Source organism: Lysinibacillus sp. OF-1, from assembly GCF_028356935.1.
GTDB lineage: Bacteria > Bacillota > Bacilli > Bacillales_A > Planococcaceae > Lysinibacillus > Lysinibacillus fusiformis_D.
This window is the reverse complement of sequence record NZ_CP102798.1, coordinates 3,742,984-3,765,340: the sequence shown is the minus strand read 5'-3', so window position 1 is coordinate 3,765,340 and position 22,357 is coordinate 3,742,984. Positions and strand designations below refer to the sequence as shown.

The window sequence follows — 22,357 nt, the reverse complement described above, 5'->3', positions numbered from 1 at the left end:
TTGTTGAATAGATTTTCTTTAAGACAGGAAAAGTAGGTGAACCAAAGTGGGGAAATATCAATTGGATACCAAAGGTAAGGCAGCTGTGGCTAAGTATCATGAAAAACACAAACCTGCCAAATTCGATAAAAAGCAGCAACTTGAGAAAATACGTGCAGAGTATTTGAAAAAGAAGCAAGAACAAACAGATTAATAATATGAATGAAAACATAGGAAGATTAATATCTCCCTATGTTTTTTCTTTTCAATTGGTCGTAGGGTTAATATTCTCCCGAATTTTAGATGTGGCGATAGAAACTCGTCATTAGATATCCGTTCCTCGATAATTTGAAACAACATAGCCATGTAGCTGGGGCCGACTTCTTCGATTGAGGACAGAAATTACATGATTTGACTACATTTTTCTGTTTTGATAAAAAGCTTAAAATCTGCTGTGTAATATTGCAATTACAATTAAGCCCCAACTACGATTGAGGGGAGATAGTCATGAGGTGAGATAACCAAGTGTTTTTCTCTTTAAACTGAGATCAAACTTTTTGACTCAAAGGAAGGTCAAAGAATTTAAGTGAATGCATGTTTCAAACTCTTTAATGCTCTAACCTCTAGTATTATTTTATATATTTATTTTTTAAAACCTGAATGTCTCAGCATCTCCATCTTTAAAACATCGGATTCAAGAATAGAAAACATTGGTTTTAAAAAGGTTTATCTAATGAAAAATTAACTTTATTTATAGCATCCCTGAAACCAGAACGCAACTAAGTAACTCTTAATGCGAAGTGTCAGAAGAATTATTAATTTTTTACCACCATGTAGATGGGATGAGAAATCCAATTAGTCGAGGTGGCACAAAACTCGATTGGACTGACAGAAGTCACAATGAGGCCTTTGATTATTACACTACATGCACCTTCACCCCCTTTTTTATCCACATAATTTTTCCTGTTTAACAATCGGATATGTTTAATTTTAAAATAAATTAGACAGTATATTGACTAATTTTGAAAATATGATATGCTAAATTTTAGACAATGTATTGACTAAAATGGAGGTTGGATATGGATATCTACAGAGAACTTTTTTTAATGCAACAAGCCTACGGTACCCTATTTTCACTAGCAAATAAAATTCAGGTAAAGGGTGACAAATATTTTGAACTTCTAACATCCAGACAATATATGGCAATAGTGGCAATTGCGCATTTGCCTGAGGATGAAACGACTTTGAATAACATTGCTAGGAAATTAGGCACCACAAAACAAAGTATAAAACAATTAATCACTATTATGGAAAACAAGGGATATGTCAATGTAGTACCTAGTCGTAAAGATAAACGAGCGGTTAATGTGAAAATAACTAATACAGGAAAAGATGTCTTGCTTGTAGTTGCAGAAAAAGGAATCTTTTTTTTGGAAAAACTTTTTAAAAATCTAACAACGGAAGATTTAGAAACAATGTGGGACCTTTTAAGGAAACTTTATAGTTTTGATGGTGAAGAACATGATGGGTTTGAAGCAGATGGTAACTTACAAATGGATAAACCGAATATCGAACTACAAACAAGAGTAATGAAGGAGTTTGAGAAGCGAAGAGTTCAATCGAATAATAACGGGAATGAAATGTGAGAGAAGGTATTCAATTATGTTTGAAATAAATGATGAAACATTACGATTAATTAATAGAGCCAGTAAAGGAAAAAAAAACTTAAAATTAACTATTGGTTATTTAATAGACAATAGATTCGTAATAAAAATTTACAATGAGGATGGTGAACTTGATTCATCGATTAAATATTATTATGAAATTGGGTCTATTACAAAGACTTTCACCGCATCCTTACTATCAAAATATGTAATTGAAAAGAGGTTGTCCATAAATGATTCAATCCAAAAATATGTAGAGGAGGTTAGGGGAAAAGGTTATTATCCTACATTGCTCCGCCTCGCTACCCATTCTTCAGGGTATTCTGCAAGATTGCCATTTAGTAAAAGAGAATATTCAAACCTACTTCTAGGCTTGATTATGGGTGGTAGTGATTTGAAAAAGAATAATCTTCTAAATATGGATTTTATTAAAATGAGAAGGCTAATGGAAAGTATTCAATTAAAAGAAAAAGAATATTCATGGAAATATTCCAATTTTGGTATATCCCTTATTGGGTATGGGTTAGGAATCGTATCAGGTAGGGGATATTGGGCTACTATGAATGACTTTCTACATAAAGAGCTTGGACTAAGCGATACTTATTTAGGTACATCAAATAATAATTTACATGGTTACGATAGAAAAAATAATGATTGTGGAAATTGGAGCTGGAACAAAGAGAATCTAATATCACCTGCGGGAGCAATAAGTTCAACTGCTGAGGATTTATTGAAATATGCCAAAATAAATATTTACGAGGACCAACCCTATTTGGGCCTTAGTCATAAAAAGCATGGAAATGGAACAAAAAAGTATGACATGGGGCTTGGGTGGTTTCTTTTAAAGAAAAATAATAATGTTATTTTGCATGGCGGTGGAACAGGCTGCTTTAGTTCATTTTTAGCGATTGATAAAGAAAAGGAAGTTGCCTCTGTAGTCTTAGCCAACTATCAATTAGGTAGAAATAATGATGAAAATATTGGAATGTCCTTATTAGATAGTCTACAAAAATCCGTTATTATTGAACGAATCAACTAAAGATTTGCAGTAGGTATTGTAAACTAAATATTGGTACTCAAAGAACGGGCACTTTTCTAGTAATATGGAAAGTGCCTTTTTAGTTCAAAACTATCCATTTTGGGGGGTACTGGATATTTACGTTTGAAAATGTCTTTTTTGTACAGAACAGAATTTGGAATTAATAAATTTTAGGTGGGAGAGTGAAAGGCGTAAGATATTATCCGAATAAGTAATAAAAGATAAATAAATGGAGGATTCTTTGAATTATAGCTAAATTTAGAATTACAGAAGCATTTTTAATGAGCTTTTATGGTGTATTTAGGAATTTTAAAATGATTAGAAACAAAATAACCCAAAATGTCTTTTTGTTATAATGCGTGGAAACTATATCGTTTAATAAATAAAATATTTAAATATAGTTTTTTTGAATTTAGGTTATCTACTTATAGGTAGTATTAATATTATTGAAAAATTACCTAGTGACAAAATTATTGAGAAGTTCTAAAGCATAATAACACTGATTTTTAATCAGTCCCCAAATTTACTTCTATCTATATGGAAGGGATTTTTCTTAAAAAGATGTTTCAGTAAGAAACGGCTATGTACGAAAAGATCCACCAGTTGGTATTTTAGTTATGCGTATGATGCCAATCAAATTACTTGATAGCATCACAGATATGACTGTGTGACTTGCTCTCCCACAACAATTAAACATATGGTACGCTACTACTAAATAGGGCACAAAGTAGAGGAGGGTTTCGCAATGCATGAGGCATTTATCCAATCGTATTTTTTGAAAAAAGATGAGTCGGTTGAAAAGGTAGAACAGCAAGAGCAATTAATGGTTGCGACTATTGTTAAAAAGACGGCACGTACATTTCGTAAAGTCGCGCATTTAAAGTTGACAATGCATACAGCATTTACTGCCCCTCTCCCTAAAAAATTAGCATCCTATAAATTCACACCAAATGCGAAGCGACTGTTAGATGAATCGAATGACACGATTCAACAGTGGTTACAACAGGGCTGGATTGTGCGCGAAATTCGTTATCACACGGACGGCATTAGCGTTAAGGAGGATTATTACCGCATTGGCCCGGCTTACATAGAAGAGCAACAAAAAAACGAACAACAACAGTTCACAAAACAACAGCAACAGATGCAGACGTTACAGCAAAGGGCGGAGCAACTAGCGTTACCAGAGATATTTCAACAGGCGATTGAATGGAATGTGCTGCCTAAACAGTGGACGGTGCAAAAGAGGATGAAATATATTGAGTTTTGTTTAGCGTTTTATGCGCTATCTTTGCAAAAGGACCTATTTGATTTTAAGGAGATCGGCGCGAGCTTACACGATAAGATAGGAGGTTCAAAAGTATTTGATCAAGAGCGGGAGGCTTTTTTAGCACAGTTGGAGCAAAGTCGGATTGACCCGACGCTTTATGGGCTTGTAAGCATCGGAAAAATTGTGCCAATTTATTTTACTGGTAATATACAAAGCAGTGTTGCGACGTATGCAATTGGCGCGGTACATGCGACGACGGATAATGCGGTCTTAACATCACCTTTTACAACGACAAGTACAACATTATGGCTTGTTGAAAACCGTGCTATTTTAACACGTATGGCTGTAGAGACGGAATTTTTGCGGCAAACGAATTCTTGTATCGTTTGTTTAGACGGACAAATTCGTTCGGCTCATAAACAATTTATAGAGCAATTACTGCAATCAGCTATTAAACAAACGATTATTTGGACAGATACTGATAACTCGGGCATCACGATTGCCAAATATGCCGCCGCTTTAGTTAAGGGATCGGTAAAAATTGTTGGGCGTGATTATAAATTGTATCATTCAATCGAAAGCTATGCAGCTCAAGTACAGGAGGCACATGAACAGGAGCAACAGTTAGGAGGAGTTGAACAGTGGATCAAATGGATGTAAAAGAACCGATTTCGATTTTTACAAGTGATTATCAAACCGCGGAATTCATGAAATCAATGCGTGATTTAGCATCATTAGCAGGTGTATTAAAGGAATTAAGTACTGAAAAAATGTACGATTCCCCAATCGAAACCATTCGTTTTTTTAATGTCATTCAGTTAATTAATGAGGCCTCTCTGGGCATTAAAGATGCCATTGATAACGAAGAAGTGCTGTACTACCGATATCAGTCTACGTATTTACAGGACAATGATCCACCAACGTTAGCACAAATTACGAGAATGCTTATGATTTTAGAGCGTAATAATTGGATTGTTAAACAAAGCCGTCAAATTAAAATGCGTGACCGTGGAAAAAATCTAATGGATGGGTTAATTCGAATGGGTAACGATGCGCTTGCCTATTATTTGCAGGATGATATAGGACGCTCACTATTTCAAGCGAGACGCGATGCCGAAATAAGCGCTGCCTACGACGATCAAGGGATTTCTGGGGGGAATAAAATTGCATCGATGATATACAACGTTGAAGAGGCGATTAAGCAATTAGAGGAACGTCAGCTTGAACTTCTTGCTGATCGCAATGCCTTACCACAGCTGGAGAAAATTAATCAACTAATGCTTGAGCTTGAAACAAAATTAAATGAACGTTTACAACAGTTTGGCACCGTCGAAGAAAGTACGAAAATGAGCGATTTAATGCTTCGCGGAACGGCTGCCATTTCAAAAGGGACTTCACTCAGCTTAAGCTTACTGACAAAATATATTCGCTTTGTTAATATGCAACTCACACCTACCGCTAACACTATTTCACCAGAAAAGGTACGTCAGTTTATTTTGGCGATGCATTCACCTGAAGCCAATACGAATATTCCGACAGCACACGATATTTTAAGTTTTATGGAACAAAATCAATATGAAGAAGAGGGGATGGATGGCCTGTGGGTCCCTGTAAAATTTGCTGCACCGATTGGTCCGCAGGATATTACAGATGCCATCCATTATTTGCAAACGTATGAACCGAAGCTAGAAAAGCCGATTTCTCATCAGCCTGAGCCTGAATATGAAGAGACCGAAATGGATGTTCGTCCAATAAAAGAAGCCTTGGAGGAGGTTTCATGGAAAATGACCCAATCACTAATTGATACAGAGCGAATTGAAAATTTTTTAAGTGAACATGGTGAAACAGAAATGGAAGAGCTCATTGTGGAATCAAGCTCAAATAGATGGCATGATGCAATTCTTTCATTATTAGCTGTCTCCGCATTAACTAGTAACAATAAGGTTGAACAGCAGCCTATCGAACAAACGAAAGATTATGAAAAACAATGGGAGTGGATAGACGATGACGACAAACGATTTACCGTTCGACAATACCCTCATGATGATGAATAGTTTAAAGGGTTATTTAACTACCGAAGAAGAATTAGCATTTATGCAGTTATTATTTTCTTCATCTGCATCGATCAAAGGGGCAAATTACGGCTTAGCTAAGAAGGATTTAGAAAAGTTGCTTGGCATTAAAAGTGGAGATGATGATGCTTTCCATTCATTCATCAATCGTTTAAATGCTGCGTTAAGTCGCTATTTCCGTATTATTTATGATGATCGTCGAGACCGCGTGATTGTCATGATGCATGTAACGGCAAAACATGCGAAATCAACATTAAGCAGTGAGGCACTCGCGATTATGTTGTATTTGTTTTATCACCAAGAAGTACTCGGGCATGAATTTACGCTGCTGCATCAAATCCTAGTTGATTTTGGCCATGAATCGCTAAATGCCAATCGCAAATTAAAAAATAATATCGACCAACTGAAAAAAATTGGCGCTGTTACAGACTACGAATCCGTCTCTGAAGAGGCATATATGTTAACAGCCATAGGAGTACATATGTTTTCAGAATCATTTTTACGACGTACAACGGAATTTGCCCAGGAAACACAGCTTAGTAAAGAAGAAGTAATGAAGTTTTTCAATCGTTATAACCTACATATCAAGGAGGAAAACGAATGATCCCGTATCAATTGAAAATTCATGGTGTTCGCGACTACTCACCGCGAAACATTGATTTTGGGGAAGCAGACGATCATATTTTAATTACTGGTCCAAATGGTGTAGGGAAATCGACATTAACATTTTGCCTTGGTGCCGTGCTACATTCTTCGAAGGTAGAATTAGAGGGACTTCGTTCAACAAATTTAAAAGTAAATGACTCTTGGTATGCACGTATAACACTCGTCTTTTTAAATGAAGGACCTACGAAAATTGATGGTCCTAAATTTATCGCCTTTCAGCTGACAGTCAATCAAGATACGAAAAATAGCCCGATTCAGCGCGAGTATGAGGTGTTAAATGGGCAAGATACAGCTAATTTAACATCTCATGCCCGCTATACATCTGGTGGTACAGCGGGTCGTACACTCAAGGCGTATCGCGAGGATTTACGTGTGCGCTATAAAATTGAACCAGATGTTTATTATTTAATTTGGTATCAACAAGAAGTCAATCAATTTGCGGCGATGTACCCGGAAGAGCGTTTCCGCAAATTTAGTGACATGTTTGAGATTTCTGACATGCAAAAGGAATGGGAAAATTCATTAGAAAAAATTAAAGAAGTTCGCACGGAAATTGAATATTTAAAGGGTATTCAAAAAGGTGCGGAATTAAGTGTAAATGCGGCTCAAACCGAGCTCAATAAATATTTAGATAACAAAAAACGTATTTTCACATCCGGCCGAAAATACTATACGTTGCTCCATCAAATCATCACGTATTATAGCACCTCAATGGAAAGGATGGCTGAGCAAAAGGCTAAATATCAAGTGGAAAAGGAAAAACTAACGGTTACTCAGCAACAATTAAAGAGTAATATTGAAAGGCTAGAGCAACAAAAATTACAATTATCGGAGAATATTGCGACATTGTCACAGCAATTAATCGATATTACCAATAAATTACAGCGAAAAGAAGATGAAGACACACAGCAACAAGCCTTGCAGCAGCAGTTAGAGCAGCAGCTTGAAGAAATCGATGAAAAGCGAAAGCATTTACATTTTGATGCCGAAACGACACAACGTAAGCTAGAAGAAACAAATGAACAATTAGCTACAATTACAAACCAAATAGGTGGGCTCAGCAATCAGCACACCCAACTACGCCATCAACAACGCGAGCTCGATCAAGAAAAAGTCCGTTTAGAAATCACTTCATCAGAGCTAAAAGAAAAAATCACAAATGCAGAAAAGCACAAAGCAATTTATGGAAGCAGTGCGCAAATCGAGCAGCAAATTAACACTCTATCACGGCAAAATGAGCAAGGTTTTGAACAGATACAGCATCTTACAATGGAATTAAAAATGTTGGAACAGAAAGTGACACTGTATGAACAAAAAAAGGTTGTATCCAAACGCCAGCAGCAGGGACTACTTCATTTAAAGCAGCAGCAGCTAGAGGCGTATACATTACGTGAGTTGATCGAGCTTATGCCATCTGCTCCATTGGCGTTAGAAAAGCAGCTGGAGGCGATTAAATATACCATTTTTTATGTTGGGAAAAATTATAAGCCAGTCAATGATTTGTATTATGTATCACTTCAACAGCTTGTGCCGACTGAAAGTATCTCGAAGCTACCTGAGTATGGCTTACAAATTCGTAGCGATTTACCTGAACAGCAGCAGAATTATGCGAATAAGGCACTTTGGTGGGTGCAGCAATTTTTCTTAGAGAGCCCGAAAATCGAGCAAGGTCTATTATATGATACGCGCGGTATTCGCGGTGCGCAGGAAGCGGCTCAATATATTTTAAGTGATTTGGCCATCGAAAAGTTGTTACAGGAAGTACAACAGAAATATACAAAAACAATGAACGAGAAGCAATATTTAGAACAACAATACGAAGAAAATCAACAACAGTTGAAACAGCTACAAGGTCATCTTCATACGATCCAATTAGCCGAAAGTACTCTATTAAAACAAGCGGATTATGCATCTTATAGGCAGCAGCTTGAGCTTGTCGAGCAAAAATTGTCAGATATTGATGATGAGCAAACCATACTTGAAATCCAACTAGAAAAGCTGAAAGGCGAGCAAATTGATGTACAGTATCATCAGAATCTTTATAAGCAACAATGGCAAATTCATGAGGAGCTCGGTGCCTTTGCAGAGCAGCAAATGCAGCTACAACGGATTGAGGGGACAAGAAAATATTTGCAGCAAAACATTCGAAAACTTATTAAGGAACAAGAGACAAAAGAGCATGAAAATCATCAGCAAAAACGCAAGCAATCACAACTTGGTGAACAGCAACAACTATTCGAAAGCGATTTAAAAATCGTCGAAAGTCAAATAACAGGTTATGATTTATCGATTCAAAAGGCTAAGGAAAAGTTGGAGTTGGATGAAACGATGAAAAGTCGCTGTGAGCTTGATAAAATTGAACTTGAACAGGTTTTACCACAAGAAGCACAGCAACTAGACGAACAACTACTCATGACGAGCTTATCATTGACAATGCTACAGGCTGAAATTGAACAAGCTAAAGCAGAGCTACGCAATGCCCGCTTAGAAAAAATTAACGAAAATGCCCAGCAAAATTATGATCAACAAAAGGCTGATTTCGATAAGAAAAATGCTGATCTAGCGAAATCGGAGCAATTACTTGAAAGCAATACGATTCGTGCAAATGAGCTAGAGGGCCGTTTAGAAACCACGATTACGATGCACTTGATAAAAATCAATACGCTTTTCCAAAAGTATATGGATTTGTTTCAATTTGAGGGGCAAGTTGAAAAGGAACGCATTGAAGATAAATCAGGTCGTGTCAATTTCCGACTTTATATTAAAGCGCGTAAAATTGGGCATCAAGGTGCGCTTGAAGATGTGAGTATGAAGGCTCGTAGTGGAAAGGTGGGGCTAGGTGTATCAGGTGGGGAGGAATCACTAAGTTCACTCCTTTTTGCACTCGCACTACTACAAAACTTAGCCACTTCACCAGGCTATATCGTACTCGATGAGTTTGATAGCGCATTAGATGATGAGCGAAAAAATAAAGTGTTTAATCTCTATGCCGAAGAGCTACAACGTAAACTGATTATTGTGTCGCCAAAGGGACATGATGAAACGTATTACAACTGCTTCTCGAAAGTATTCATTGTGGAACATGATGCTACGATTCCAAAAAGTACAATTCGTGGGATACAGAATAAGAAGTGAATGTAATTGCTTTTGATTAGTGATTGTATAAGGGTGTGTTAAAGTTTGCTAAACTTTTAACATACCTTTTTCGTATTTAATTGAACTGACATAGTTATTTGTGATAAGGGACCCATACCATAAATACTTGAAGGTAGGTGATGCAGGGATTAGATCTAAATTTTTAAATTAAATATTAAATAGAGGTGCCTGTTTTATACTACATCATACAACATTGAACATATTCTTGATTGAAATAATAGTATCCTTTGGAAAGATAATGATATCGAATGAATTAATTTGGCAGGTAGTAGATGATTTTTTATTTCAAATGATTTAAACTTAAATCATTTGAACATGTAGAAAATATATAAAAGTTAAATATAAATATAGAGGACTGGTAAAAAGCGATTATTTATTCGTCAATTAAGCCAGTCCTCTCGCTTTGTGAGGATCTTATTCGGGAATATAAATTTTTTTTAATGGCAATAAAGCTCGAGTTTCATTTGGCATCTTGTCATACCACTGAATAATTAATTCAACAAGTTCTTCTAAATCAAGAGTTTTAACTCCTTCTTGTTTGGCCACTGCTAAAGCTTGATTTGAAAACCCACCAGTTGATACAAAAAGAGAATTACCTTCCCTTGGATTTGCCCCAAGTAGCTGTTGTACTTCGGGGGATCCTGCAGTAGATTTTCTATGTTTAACTTGAACCTTAATGATAGGTTTTTCAAAACCGAACGAATCTTTATATGCTAAAACATCTACTCCACCGTCAGGCCCTTTTGGACTTACTCGTACATTGTAATTCATCGCTTGTAAAAGACCGCCAATAACCTCTTGGATTTGCCACGGGTCTAGTAAATCTATTTTATCGGAGATCATTGATATAGCTTTTCCTTCAAATTCCTCCAAAAAAGAATCGTCATTAGTTATAGGCGTAATATTTTGCTGTACTCCAGAAATTTTTTGAGTAAATTCATTTGCTACAGAATCTGCTCTGAAAATAGTAAGAGTGGATCCCAATGTGTTTTTGGAAGAAGGTGTTAATTGATCACGGGAAACTTTTTCTTTTTGCCAGTCTACAGAGATATGATTCGGATAATTTAAATTACCTATATTAGTATCATTAAAATGAGTTTTTGTAACTGTACCAATAATATATTCGCGTTTTTCTTTTGAATAGGAAAGCACCTTATCCCCTACTTCTATCTCGTTAATAAATCGCCATAACTGACTCATCTGACTTAAGCGTGTAGCAGGCTTGCGCTCCTCATATTTTTCGTCAGCATATCTAATCATTTCTTCTTTGCTCTTAAAACGCTGTGGATTTCCTAATGCAGGCCATCCAATTGATGCAATTCCGTTATTTAAATAAGTATCAATTAATTCATTATTATCTCCCGCACGTACCATCCACCACTTAACCATAAAAAAACCTCCTACATTTAATTTATAAAAATTATACATTAATTAATAGTATAATTTTAGTAGATTATAAATAATTAGTGAGATAACTAGATGCTATGAATTATTAATGTTTTACAGTGAGTTATTAAATTTTGTAACCAATTTAAGATTGGAAGGACTACAATAGATAACTTTGTACAGAGAGGGCTGTAAACATTTCATTATAATCCTTCCAGAATACAAGTTATTTAGGCTGTAATGTATTAAACGTAAAACTTTGCTTTTTTTCTTTCTCTTAATAGCCAATGTTCTGCTGTCTACTTTAATTAAACAAAAAGGTCTTCCCCCCAACCGAAAATTCATATACATAAAATAAAAGATAATAGGAGTAGTGATTATTGGACAAACAACATCATAAGTACAGATGGGTTGTGTTTGTTGCTGTATTGTTTACCTATTTGTTAATGGCAAGTCAGCGAACTGCTCCGGGGTTAATTACGGATCAATTAATGAAGGATTTTGGTGTGACAGCATCGACGATCGGGTTATTGACGAGTATACAATTTTTTGTGTATACAGGTTTGCAGATTCCGATGGGGATTTTAGCGGATCGGTTTGGTCCGAATTTTTTTCTTATCGTTGGTGCTGCCCTTACAGGATTAGGTACAATTCTTTATAGTCTAGGTACACATGAATTCGTGCTATTTTTTTCTAGAATGCTTACAGGGGTAGGGGATGCGACCATATGGGTGAATATGGTGCTCATTTTGGCGCAATGGTTTCAGAAAAAGGAGTTTGTCCGATTAATTGGTTTTGCTGGGATGACCGGGAGTCTTGGTTTCTTATTGGCGACAGTCCCTTTTGCGACCTTGATCCTGTTATTTGGTTGGCGGATCACATTTTTTTCAACGGGGCTTTTATTATGCTTATGTGGGGTGCTTCTTTATTTTGTGCTTGTGAAAACTACAAAACGAATTTTTGCAGAAGAATCAGTAGTAGTAACTGAGGAAGTACAACGAGAAAAAACCTCTGTTTTATTACGCAAAATATGTTCGAGTCGACAAGCGTGGGCTTTATTTTTTTGTCATTTTGGCGTTGTGGGAGGCTATGTTGGCTTTATCAGCTCGTGGGCTGTTCCGTATGGGATCAATATGTATGAGATGACACGTGCAGAGGCAAGCCAGCTCATTATGATTGGATTGATTGGGGCACTGATGGGAGCTCCGTTAACGAGTTGGGTTGCAGGGTGGTTAGGAACGATTAAAAAGCCTTATATTGTTGTTCATATTGCAGTTTTAGTGTGTTGGTTTGCCTTTCTTTTATGGAAAGGGCATCCGTCCATTTTCATGCTCATTGTCCTGTTCTTTATCATCGGCTTTGGATATGGTGCAAGTGCCCTAACTTTTGCAGCTGTTCGCCAAACTTTCCCTTTAGCTGAATCAGGTATCGTTTCGGGGTTTGCCAATACAGGGGGCTTTCTAAGTGCAGCATTATTACCCATTATGTTTGGCTATATTTTGGATTATTTTCAGTCTGCTTCAGGCAATATCGGTGAGGGATATTACTATGGTTTCATCTCGCCAGTCGCATTCTCTGTTATGGGCTTAATTGGGGTGATGTTGTTTAAGGAAAGGCGTGTGGAAACAGGAGGTTGAGAACATCCTTTTATCCTACTTATAAACAGAGCATGGATTTTGAAGGTAACTATTTAAATAAAACTGCGCCATAATGTAATGACGAAAGGGAATACCTGTACTCAAGGTAATTCCCTTTTATTGTACAAAACGAATCCATATTACTCCTTCAACGTAATCATTGCAGTATAAATTTACTATCTTATTGATTAAAATTACATAGAAATATAAAATGTATATATTGAGCTTTTTGTAACATATTTCATAATTAGGTATTTAAAAAGATGTTTCCTCTGAGTAGGATTTATTTTTTATGAAAAGATTGATAAATAAGAATAGTACCAATGGATCGTTATTATTTTTTGCATTCAAGAACAAAAGATTTTCTATAGCAATATTACATATTGGGGAAAGCGTAAAGGGGTAATGAACAGTGTTAAAAGTTAAACATGTTGCAATCGGTGTTGGTCTAATTTTAATGTTGTCTGCTTGTAATGATGAAAAAGTTATAAAAGAAAAAAATATGGAAAGCGGTATTGAGGCAGAGATTTTAACATTAGAAACACTTATAAAAGAAAGGAAATATGAGGATCTTTTAGTTGAAATGGAAACTTTAGATGTATCAGAATCAGAAATTGATAAAGTTAGAGCAGTTGGGACAAAATTTGTAGATCAATTAATACAGGAAAAAAATGTACAATTCTTGGGATCTAAATATAACAGAATGAGAATCGTTTTGAATCGTGAAGATTGGAATAAGGTTGTAAAAATTATAGAAGAAGAGAAAAAGGTAAAATTAGATGAGATGGAACAAGCAGTCAGAACAAAAGATTTCCTAAAAGTTCAAGAACTATATGAGAATACAAAAGTACTAGAAGACAATGAAGAATTTTTAGCAATGTATAATTATGCTTTATATTTACAAACCGATCAGAATTCCTATAAGGCTTCAGGAGCACTAGCGCTTGCTGTAAATCCTAAATACTTTGGAAGAATGAGGGATGAAATTGTAGCAGGAATAACAAATACGTCTTATGTCAATCCATCATCGTTTGGGCCAATAACTCTAAATGATTGGGGATGGATAGAACATGAATATCGAAGTAATTTATATACAATGGAGAGAAGAGCTGAAGAAAAAAAAGTAATGAACGAAAAAATTGAAAATGCAAGGGGGATGAATCCTACACTTGGAATGACATATGACGAAGTATTAGCATCACTATGGGGCGCACCTTATGATATTAATAGAACAGTAACAGAATACGGGTCTTATGAACAATGGGTTTATGGAAACGGGCAATATCTTTATTTTGAAGATGGTATATTAACTAGTTTCCAAGATTAAATAATTCTTTTAGGAGTTTAAATCAATTTCACTAATGCATTTTATTATTTACTGTTCGTAAATGTATAAAAATCGTTTGAACGTTGGTGCTCCATCCTCTGAATGATCCTAACACAATTTTAAAAAGGGAACATCTAAGTTTTAGATTGTTCCCCTTTATTTCATTGGTCAATAATATGTTTCTCCTTATTTAATATAGGAATAACTAAAAATGCGTAGCGAACTCAAATATTACCCTATCCCATATAAACACTCTCACAAGTATCTGGAGCAGGTTCATAGAAGCAATGATTTTTGAATTGACCAGTAAACGGTTGGCCGTACCATGTTGGGGGACATGGGGCATATGGATTGAAGTACCAGAGTGCATATTTTGCTGGATGATCTCGCCAGAAGTCTAAATTTTGTTTCGCTAATCTTTTTTCGGTTTCTCTCGCTCGTTGGTAAAACATATTGCCTTTTTGAACGGCTTCAAAAGAATAATTTCCACCTTGTACCTGGTAAATAACTTGTTCAATGGTTCTAACATCGTTGAAGTCTAAACAAGATGCTACTGCACGATTGACAATGACGTTGCCCACGTAAAGCATGCCTTGTTGACCCTCACCTTCAGCTTCTGCTCTCATCATCCTTGCCATTAAAGCAACATCTGCATCGCGGTATTTTACTCTTGGCATTTTTACACCTCCACCCTATAGTATGAAAAAGATCAAGGCTAGTTTCGCTTTATCTAGAAATTCGTTGTTTTTCATACTACTCAATAAAAAACGCCATCATTGCAGTGTACAAAACAGCAAGATGGCGTCTTTAGATTAAAAATTCTTTTTAAAATAAGGTGTTTTTTTCAGTACAACACATACTGGAATGGCGATCATTAAGCCTACAAAGTTTTGAATGACGTCTCCTGGAATGGATGCCATCGGTGCAATCCAGCTATTGAACATAATGGCTTGCCCAACATAGTAAACGGCAATCATCACAGGCATGGATACGACGGCCCCTAAAATATTCAGCCCAAGATTATCACCTGTATGTCCTTTTGACCAGGCGATTTTACCAACGATGAAGCCTTGTAATGCACGTGAAATAATAGTAGTCGGTGCCCAGATTAACCAGCCGCCTACGATATCGAATAAACCCATTCCGATGGCTCCAGCAAGTGCACCTTTTTTAGGTCCGAATAAAATGGCTGAAATGAAAAGCATGGATGTCCCTAAATGAATAAGTCCACCTTGCCCGATCGGTAGCTTAAGATTGATGAACATGGTAGCTACGAAAACAAGTGCTGCTAAAATAGCTGTAATGACTAAATCAAATGTTTTCGTGCGTGATTTTGTAAAGGATGATGGCCTTTGTATATTTTGCATTTGTCTCTTCCTCACTATGATGAATATTTTGATGATTTTTACTTTAGCAAAGGACTGACTGTTGTGAAAGTGTCAATTTTATAAAAAAATTAGAGGTCAGATTGAGGTTATTTTCGCATCTTTCTAATTGTGATACGATGAGGTAAGTATAAGCAGGATGAGTTAGGTGGAATGAATGATGAAAAAAGTTGCTGTAATTCAAGATATGTCGTCCTTTGGGAAGTGCTCGTTAACGGCTGCGATACCTGTACTGTCTGTAATGGGTGTACAAGCAGTACCGCTTCCAACAGCTATTTTAACGGCGCAAACAGGGTATTCGAGTTTTTATTGTGAGGATTTAACGTCAAAGATGGACTATTTTGTAGATGAGTGGAGCAAGCTTGGAACTACCTTTGATGGCATTCACACAGGATTTGTCACAGGGAAGGAGCAAATCGATAATATCTTTCGTTTTTTAGACGTGTTTCACGCCAATGAAACGACATTGCTTGTTGACCCAGTGATGGGCGATCATGGCGAGGTTTATAAAATGTTTACGGGTGAGTTACTTGATCGAATGAAAGAGTTAGTGAAGTGTGCTGACATTATTACACCAAATGTTACGGAATGCTGCTTGCTTACAGGTTTGTCGTATGAGAAGCTACAGCGTTATCCAAACGATATCGAGTATATTCAGACTCTTGAAGAGGCAGGACAACAGCTACAACAGGCGACTGGAGCGAACGTCATTATTACTGGGTTGAATCCTCCAACAACAGCTACGGGCAAGCGTTATGTTGGCAATATGTTTGTCGATGCGGAGCGGTCTTTCCATAGTATCCGCGACTATAACGGTGAGAGCTATTCAGGTACAGGTGATCTATTTGCATCCGTTGTGATGGGCGGCATGATGCGTGGGCAAGATTTAGTGGAGTCTATGAAGCTGGCAGAAACATTTTTAGCCGCCGCGATCGAAGCTACATCGAAGGAGCAAGTTCCACGCGAGGCAGGCGTACATTTTGAACAATTTTTACGCATGCTACTTTAGATTATTATTGATTTTTTCTATTGGATATTTGAAAAAAGGTCATTTGATTTTCTTAAAGGATTGATAAATTTATGAGTGGCGAGGGGGCTAATATGAGCTTACACGCCGCTTTTATTTTAGGGCACTATTTGTGAGTAAATAATGTGCGTAGAATTTAAAGTTAAATATTAAAAAATGCAATTGAGGTTATAAGTTTAATATGGGCAGCCTTTTTAATTTCTATTAGCTAAGTTTATTACCGTGTGCAAGCAGCGTATCTTTCTCTTTTCACTTTGTATTAAAATATATTAAACAAGCGATTGTGAGCTTATTCGTTTTTTGGAAAGTTAAGTGTTGTTAGAGTGCAGAAAAAACGTAGTGTGCTGTAATAAAAGGTTTCTTCTTATTTCGTCATAATAAAAATGTTATAATGAAAAGGAAAGCCAGTTTTGATTGAAGTACAATCAAAATTGGCTTTGGTTCTGTTCAACCTCATGTAATACCTTGTTATTTTTTATCACTGTATAATGAGAAAGTGGAAGTTGGTGTAATATGAAGAATCGTAGTCAAATTAAACAAGACCGTGCTCATGAAACGCGTAGAACATTAATTGAGGCTGGGAAAAAAGTATTTTTCGAACTGGGCTTTCAGAAATCAACGATGAAGCAAATTATTAAGGAAGCTGGTGTTGGGCATGGCACAGCTTATGTTTATTTTTCCAATAAAGATGCACTTTTAATAGAAATAATCGATTCGCTTCTTGAAAAAATGTACAATATTGCGAAGTTAAGCTTTGTTCCGAAATCAAAGGAAGAAGCAAGAGAGCAAATTACATTCCAGGTAAAGGCATTCAATAAGCAAGGTATAGAAAACGAGAAGCTCATGAAGCTGGTTCTTGAGGCAATAGGGAGCTCAGAGGAAATTCGTCAAAAATGGTCTCTTGTTCAGCAACACTTTATTGATCATATTGAGAAAGATATTTTATATGTGCAAAATAATAATATTGCTTACGCCCATCTAAATGCCAAAGATGTTGCAAATATGTGGTATCACATTAATGAGAGTTTCCTTTGGCGTTGCTTGCAAGACCCAAATGTCTCAATCGAGCAAAACGTAGAATTAATGGTACATTTTTATATGAAAGGCCTCTATACTGATTAACCTCCCCCTGTTGGAGGTTTTTTCTGTTTTATGTATTAAAAATCAATTTTAAAACATAAAAATTCTTTTTTGAAAAATATTGACACTGTGTCACTTTTTGATAAGATGAATATAAGGTGGTTAAAGATGACCATCTACCATTATTTTAGAAAGGTGAGGTGTTTAATATGGAGTTTAATCCTACAAGAGAATACGCAGCTTTTTTAGACAAAAATGATGATTTAAAAGGATTTAGAGAACAATTTTATCTTCAGCCAGAGACCATTTATTTTGATGGGAATTCATTAGGGCTTTTATCAAAGAAAGCTGAGGCAAGTCTGTTGACGATTTTAGATTCTTGGAAACAGTACGGCATTGATGGATGGACGCAAGGGGAATATCCTTGGTTTTATTTATCTGAGCAAGTGGGTGCTCAGCTGGCCAAGATTGTAGGCGCGAAACCAGAGGAGGTCATTGCAACAGGTTCTACTACTGTGAATATGCATCAAATGATTGCAACATTTTATAAGCCAACAGGTAATAAAACAAAAATTGTTATTGACGAATTAAATTTCCCAACTGACTTATATGCAGTACAAAGTCAATTAGGTTTGCATTATGAAAATATTGAGGAGCATATTCAATATGTTCGTAGTAAGGACGGGCACTTTTATGCGCATGATGATATTGTATCTGCGATGACAGATGATGTGGCATTGATTATCCTTCCTGGTGTGTTATATCGAAGCGGCCAGATTCTTGATATGGAAGCGCTAACAAAGGAAGCGCATCAGCGTGGTATTCTAATTGGCTTTGATCTTTGTCATTCAGTGGGTTCTATAGAGCACTCACTACATGACTGGGATGTGGACTTTGCCTTCTGGTGTAATTATAAACATTTAAACGGAGGTCCTGGTGCTGTCGCTGGATTATTTGTCAATGAGAAGCATTTTAATACAAAGCCAGGCTTGGCAGGTTGGTTTAGCTCGGCTAAAGAAAAGCAATTTGATATGGAAACAAGCCTTATACAGGCACCAGATGCAGGTGCTTATCAAATGGGCTCACCACATTTATTAAACCTTGCGCCACTGCTAGGTGCGTTGGAACTCTTTAATGAAGCAGGCATTCAACGTATTCGTAAGAAATCAATTCAGCTAACAGAGTATTTCATTGCACTATACTATCAATATTTGGGCGAATATGGTTTCGAAGTTAATTGCCCAGTAATCAATGAGCAACGAGGTGGACATATCTTTTTAACACATACAGAAGCGGCTCGTATTTGTAAGGCATTAAAAGCGAAGGGAGTTATTCCTGATTTTAGAGCACCAAATGGTATTCGTATCGCACCTGTGGCACTTTATAACACCTTTGAAGAGGTGTATGAAGTCGTTCAAATACTAAAAACAATTATGGATGAAAAATTGTATGAGCAATTCAAAAATGAACGGGAAATCGTTGCATAATAAAGGAGTAATGGAATGATTATTGGTGTACCTAAAGAAATAAAAGTAATGGAAAACCGTGTTGCTTTAACGCCTGCAAGTGCAAGTGTTTTAATAGCTGCAGGTCATATAGTACTTGTTGAATCGAACGCAGGTCTTGGCTCGAATTTTACAGATGAGCACTATATGGAAGCTGGTGCAACCATCGTTCCAACGGCGAAGGACGTATGGGCTGCCGAAATGGTCCTAAAGGTAAAAGAGCCAATCGCTTCAGAATATGATTATTTTTACAAAGGACAAATCTTATTTACCTACTTACATTTAGCAGCAGATGAAGCATTAACGAAGGCACTTTTAGAAAAAGAAGTAGTAGCCATTGCTTATGAAACGGTCCAATTAGCCGATGGAAGCCTGCCACTTCTTGCTCCGATGTCAGAAGTGGCTGGTCGAATGGCTGCGCAAATCGGTGCACATTATTTAGAAAAAACAAATGGTGGTAAAGGTATTTTACTAAGCGGTGTGCCAGGTGTGGCAAAAGGTAATGTAACCATTATAGGTGGTGGCGTTGTCGGCTATAATGCAGCAAAAACTGCTGTAGGCTTAGGTGCAAATGTGACGATTTTAGATGTCAATCCCGCTCGACTTCGCCAGCTTGAAGAGATATTTGGGGATCGTATTCAAACGTTGCTATCCAATAGCTTCAACATTGCAGAACAATTGAAAACAGCAGATTTGGTTATTGGTGCAGTACTTATTCCTGGTGCCAAGGCGCCCCGACTTGTGACAGAGAAGATGGTGAAAGCCATGCAGCCAGCCTCTGTTATCGTAGATGTGGCCATTGATCAAGGCGGAATTGTGGAAACAGCAGACCGTGTAACAACACATGATAATCCAACATACGAAAAACACGGTGTTGTGCATTATGCAGTTGGTAATATGCCAGGTGCAGTGCCGAAAACATCGTCAATGGCTTTAACGAATGTGACATTACCATATGCTATACAAATTGCAGCAAAGGGCTATAAGGAAGCACTATTACAAAACGAATCATTGCGAAAAGGTTTGAATGTTTATCAAGGTATAATTACAATGCGTAAGGTTGCTGAAGCTTTACAGCTACCATGTGAAAGCGCAGAGAACCTATTAAAGGGGCAAATCGTGTAATCGTACTCGAAGAAATGAGATTGTATGTATGTAAAAAGAAATTGAAAAGGTCTGAGTTCAGTATAGTATAGGAACTCAGGCCTTTTATATAGTAGCATCTTTATCTGGCTGTTAGCTATGTGTACAATCAATAGATTTTTTGAACTGAATGGCTTTGCTTTCTAATAGTATTAAGATCAAGTTTACATCTGGTTTTCTAGGAACTATTTTTCCATTTTATTCATCTGAAAAATACCTCCAAGACGGATAGAGAATTTCCTATCCTTTATCAGTCTTGGAGGTATCTTATTAGTTTTAGCGCTTTAACAACTATGCTATATGGTTTCTACTTGCTCTTCCTCAAGATCATTTGTGATGACACGATTTTTTGCTATGTTTATTCGTTTCCAAATATAATAGCAGATGGAAATGAAGATAAGCCAAGGGAAGCCGACAAGTAATGTTGCTTTAAAATCAGGAGAGAACCATGTTGATAATACGACAGAAGCTAATAGAACGGCTCCTAAAATGGTTAAATAAGGATAACCAATCATACGTACAGGTAGTTTTTCTCCATCTATCGGTTTGTATTTTTTACGGAAAAATAGATGCGTAATGAAAATCATAAACCACGCAAACATAGCGCCAAAGCTTGAAATTGAAATCATAAGCGATAAAGCTGATTCTGGCTTGAAAATCGAAAATGCTGTAGCAATGATAATACCGATAACAGATGCGAGCAATGCCCTCGTCGGAACTTGTCTTTTGTTAAGCTTACCCAATTGCTTCGGAGCAAAGCCACCCCGTGAAAGTGAGAACATCATACGAGTAGAAATATAAAGCTGGCTATTCATAGCCGAAAGCGCTGCGATTAGAACAACAAAGTTCATCATGGATGCGCCACCAGGAATATTTAATATTTCCATTACTTTAACGAATGGGCTCTTGTCTGCACCTGCCATTCCCCAAGGGACAATCATCAGCATTAGTACAAGTGTTACAATATAAAATAAAATTAAACGAATCACAGCTGATTTTAATGCAATTGGGACAGCTTTCCTTGGGTTCTCTGCTTCCCCAGCACTTACAGCAATCATTTCAATACTTAGATAACTAAATAATGAAATAAATATACCCATCCACATTCCCCAAAAACCATGTGGGAAAAAGCCGCCATCATTGAAGTAGTTTTGGATGCCAATATTGGAGGAGCTATCTGCCCCGAAAATAACAATACTAGCTAAAATAATAAAGCCGACAATCGCAGTGATTTTAATAACGGAGAACCAATATTCTACAGCGCCAAATAATTTCACTGTGGTAGCGTTTACATAAAGCAGTATAGCAGCAAATAATATAATCCATACAGCATTGGGTACACTTGGGAACCAATACCGCATATAAAGGGCAACAGCGGTCACCTCTGTACCAATTGAACAGATTAATGAGAACCAATAGGAATACCGAATAGCAAATCCTGCCCAGGAATTTACGTATTTTTCAGCATAAGCACCAAATGATCCAGTTGTAGGGTGCGCAACCGTCATTTCTGCGAGACAACCCATTAGTAATAGTGCAATGAGAGCTCCTATAGCGTAACTCACAATAACACTTGGACCAGCTAGACCGATGGCTAAGCTACTGCCGAGAAATAACCCTGTCCCAATGGCACCTCCAATGGCAATCATCGTAATTTGATTTGTCTTTAATCCCTTGTTTAAACCTTGCTCACGTTCCATAATGTCTTCCATACTGTGGTTATGTTTAACCATTCTTTCATCCCCTTTGTGTAAATTTCATCTTTCATAGATCAACTTCTTTCTATCATTTCTAAAAAATCTGGTGAATCTATGCATATACTAAATTAAAAATGACACAGTGTCAATATAATATGTCGTAATTTTCTGAATATATATCTTTTTTTCTCTCTAATGTATGTAATTTGGTTTGTTTATTTTATCAACAACGGATTATAATCACTAAAAGTAAGGTGTTTCATATATAACTATCCTTTATGCTTAATAAAATCATTGCCGTAAATAATTGATACTATATCACTTATT

General features: G+C 36.6%; 17 protein-coding genes. 13 read left to right on the top strand and 4 right to left on the bottom strand.

Translation table 11 applies throughout. The annotated features are described in order from the left end of the window. The first annotated feature begins 46 nt into the window (after positions 1-46). The 7 genes from NV349_RS18470 to NV349_RS18440 all read left to right on the top strand — a co-directional run bounded on the left by NV349_RS18470 (position 47) and on the right by NV349_RS18440 (position 9,822). A complete protein-coding gene (locus NV349_RS18470; protein WP_271910847.1) occupies positions 47-193 on the top strand; it encodes a hypothetical protein in 147 nt (48 codons plus the stop codon). Between the two features lie 865 nt (positions 194-1,058). After that, on the top strand, positions 1,059-1,625 hold the full coding sequence (locus tag NV349_RS18465; protein ID WP_271910846.1) for a MarR family winged helix-turn-helix transcriptional regulator: 567 nt from the start codon (positions 1,059-1,061) through the stop codon (positions 1,623-1,625). A gap of 16 nt (positions 1,626-1,641) precedes the next feature. Next, positions 1,642-2,682: a serine hydrolase domain-containing protein gene (locus NV349_RS18460; protein ID WP_271910845.1), complete on the top strand. Its 1,041-nt coding sequence runs from the start codon at positions 1,642-1,644 to the stop codon at positions 2,680-2,682. A 745-nt stretch (positions 2,683-3,427) separates the two neighbouring features. After that, positions 3,428-4,609 (top strand): DUF2399 domain-containing protein, encoded by a 1,182-nt coding sequence (locus NV349_RS18455; RefSeq protein ID WP_271910844.1) that lies wholly within the window; start codon positions 3,428-3,430, stop codon positions 4,607-4,609. Beyond that, on the top strand, positions 4,600-6,003 hold the full coding sequence (locus NV349_RS18450) for a hypothetical protein (RefSeq protein WP_271913624.1): 1,404 nt from the start codon (positions 4,600-4,602) through the stop codon (positions 6,001-6,003). The genes NV349_RS18455 and NV349_RS18450 overlap by 10 nt, the downstream gene beginning before the upstream one ends. Then, complete coding sequence (locus tag NV349_RS18445; RefSeq protein ID WP_271910842.1) at positions 5,954-6,625, top strand: hypothetical protein; 672 nt, start codon at positions 5,954-5,956, stop codon at positions 6,623-6,625. The genes NV349_RS18450 and NV349_RS18445 overlap by 50 nt, the downstream gene beginning before the upstream one ends. Further along, positions 6,622-9,822, top strand: a complete 3,201-nt coding sequence (locus NV349_RS18440; protein ID WP_271910840.1) for an SMC family protein — start codon at positions 6,622-6,624, stop codon at positions 9,820-9,822. Before NV349_RS18445 ends, NV349_RS18440 begins: the two co-directional genes overlap by 4 nt. Before the next feature lie 435 nt (positions 9,823-10,257). On the opposite strand, the gene NV349_RS18435 is transcribed toward NV349_RS18440, so the two are convergent. Beyond that, on the bottom strand, positions 10,258-11,232 hold the full coding sequence (locus NV349_RS18435) for a restriction endonuclease (RefSeq protein WP_271910838.1): 975 nt from the start codon (positions 11,230-11,232) through the stop codon (positions 10,258-10,260). 377 nt (positions 11,233-11,609) lie between these two features. Between NV349_RS18435 and NV349_RS18430 the strand changes: the two genes are divergently transcribed. Continuing rightward, positions 11,610-12,866, top strand: a complete 1,257-nt coding sequence (locus tag NV349_RS18430) for an MFS transporter (RefSeq protein WP_271910836.1) — start codon at positions 11,610-11,612, stop codon at positions 12,864-12,866. Between the two features lie 412 nt (positions 12,867-13,278). Then, entirely contained in the window at positions 13,279-14,193 is a 915-nt protein-coding gene (locus NV349_RS18425; RefSeq protein ID WP_271910834.1) for a hypothetical protein, read from the top strand. Positions 14,194-14,429: 236 nt separating this feature from the next. Here the strand turns inward: NV349_RS18425 and NV349_RS18420 are convergent, their stop codons facing one another. Together NV349_RS18420 and NV349_RS18415 are read right to left on the bottom strand one after the other, a co-directional pair. Beyond that, complete coding sequence (locus NV349_RS18420; RefSeq protein ID WP_036122904.1) at positions 14,430-14,870, bottom strand: cell wall hydrolase; 441 nt, start codon at positions 14,868-14,870, stop codon at positions 14,430-14,432. Between the two features lie 135 nt (positions 14,871-15,005). Then, positions 15,006-15,560, bottom strand: a complete 555-nt coding sequence (locus NV349_RS18415; RefSeq protein ID WP_036122901.1) for an ECF transporter S component — start codon at positions 15,558-15,560, stop codon at positions 15,006-15,008. Positions 15,561-15,735: 175 nt separating this feature from the next. Between NV349_RS18415 and NV349_RS18410 the strand changes: the two genes are divergently transcribed. The 4 genes from NV349_RS18410 to ald all read left to right on the top strand — a co-directional run bounded on the left by NV349_RS18410 (position 15,736) and on the right by ald (position 20,315). Next, complete coding sequence (locus NV349_RS18410) at positions 15,736-16,587, top strand: pyridoxamine kinase (protein ID WP_442916377.1); 852 nt, start codon at positions 15,736-15,738, stop codon at positions 16,585-16,587. Between the two features lie 531 nt (positions 16,588-17,118). Beyond that, complete coding sequence (locus NV349_RS18405; RefSeq protein WP_036122895.1) at positions 17,119-17,727, top strand: TetR/AcrR family transcriptional regulator; 609 nt, start codon at positions 17,119-17,121, stop codon at positions 17,725-17,727. A gap of 158 nt (positions 17,728-17,885) precedes the next feature. Further along, positions 17,886-19,172 (top strand): kynureninase, encoded by a 1,287-nt coding sequence (gene kynU / locus NV349_RS18400; RefSeq protein ID WP_271910832.1) that lies wholly within the window; start codon positions 17,886-17,888, stop codon positions 19,170-19,172. Positions 19,173-19,187: 15 nt separating this feature from the next. Continuing rightward, on the top strand, positions 19,188-20,315 hold the full coding sequence (gene ald, locus NV349_RS18395) for an alanine dehydrogenase (protein ID WP_271910830.1): 1,128 nt from the start codon (positions 19,188-19,190) through the stop codon (positions 20,313-20,315). A gap of 314 nt (positions 20,316-20,629) precedes the next feature. Here ald and NV349_RS18390 read toward each other — a convergent pair whose 3' ends face one another. Then, positions 20,630-22,066 carry an amino acid permease gene (locus NV349_RS18390; protein ID WP_036122875.1) on the bottom strand — a complete coding sequence of 479 codons (1,437 nt, stop codon included), beginning with the start codon at positions 22,064-22,066 and terminating at the stop codon, positions 20,630-20,632. Positions 22,067-22,357 lie beyond the last annotated feature (291 nt).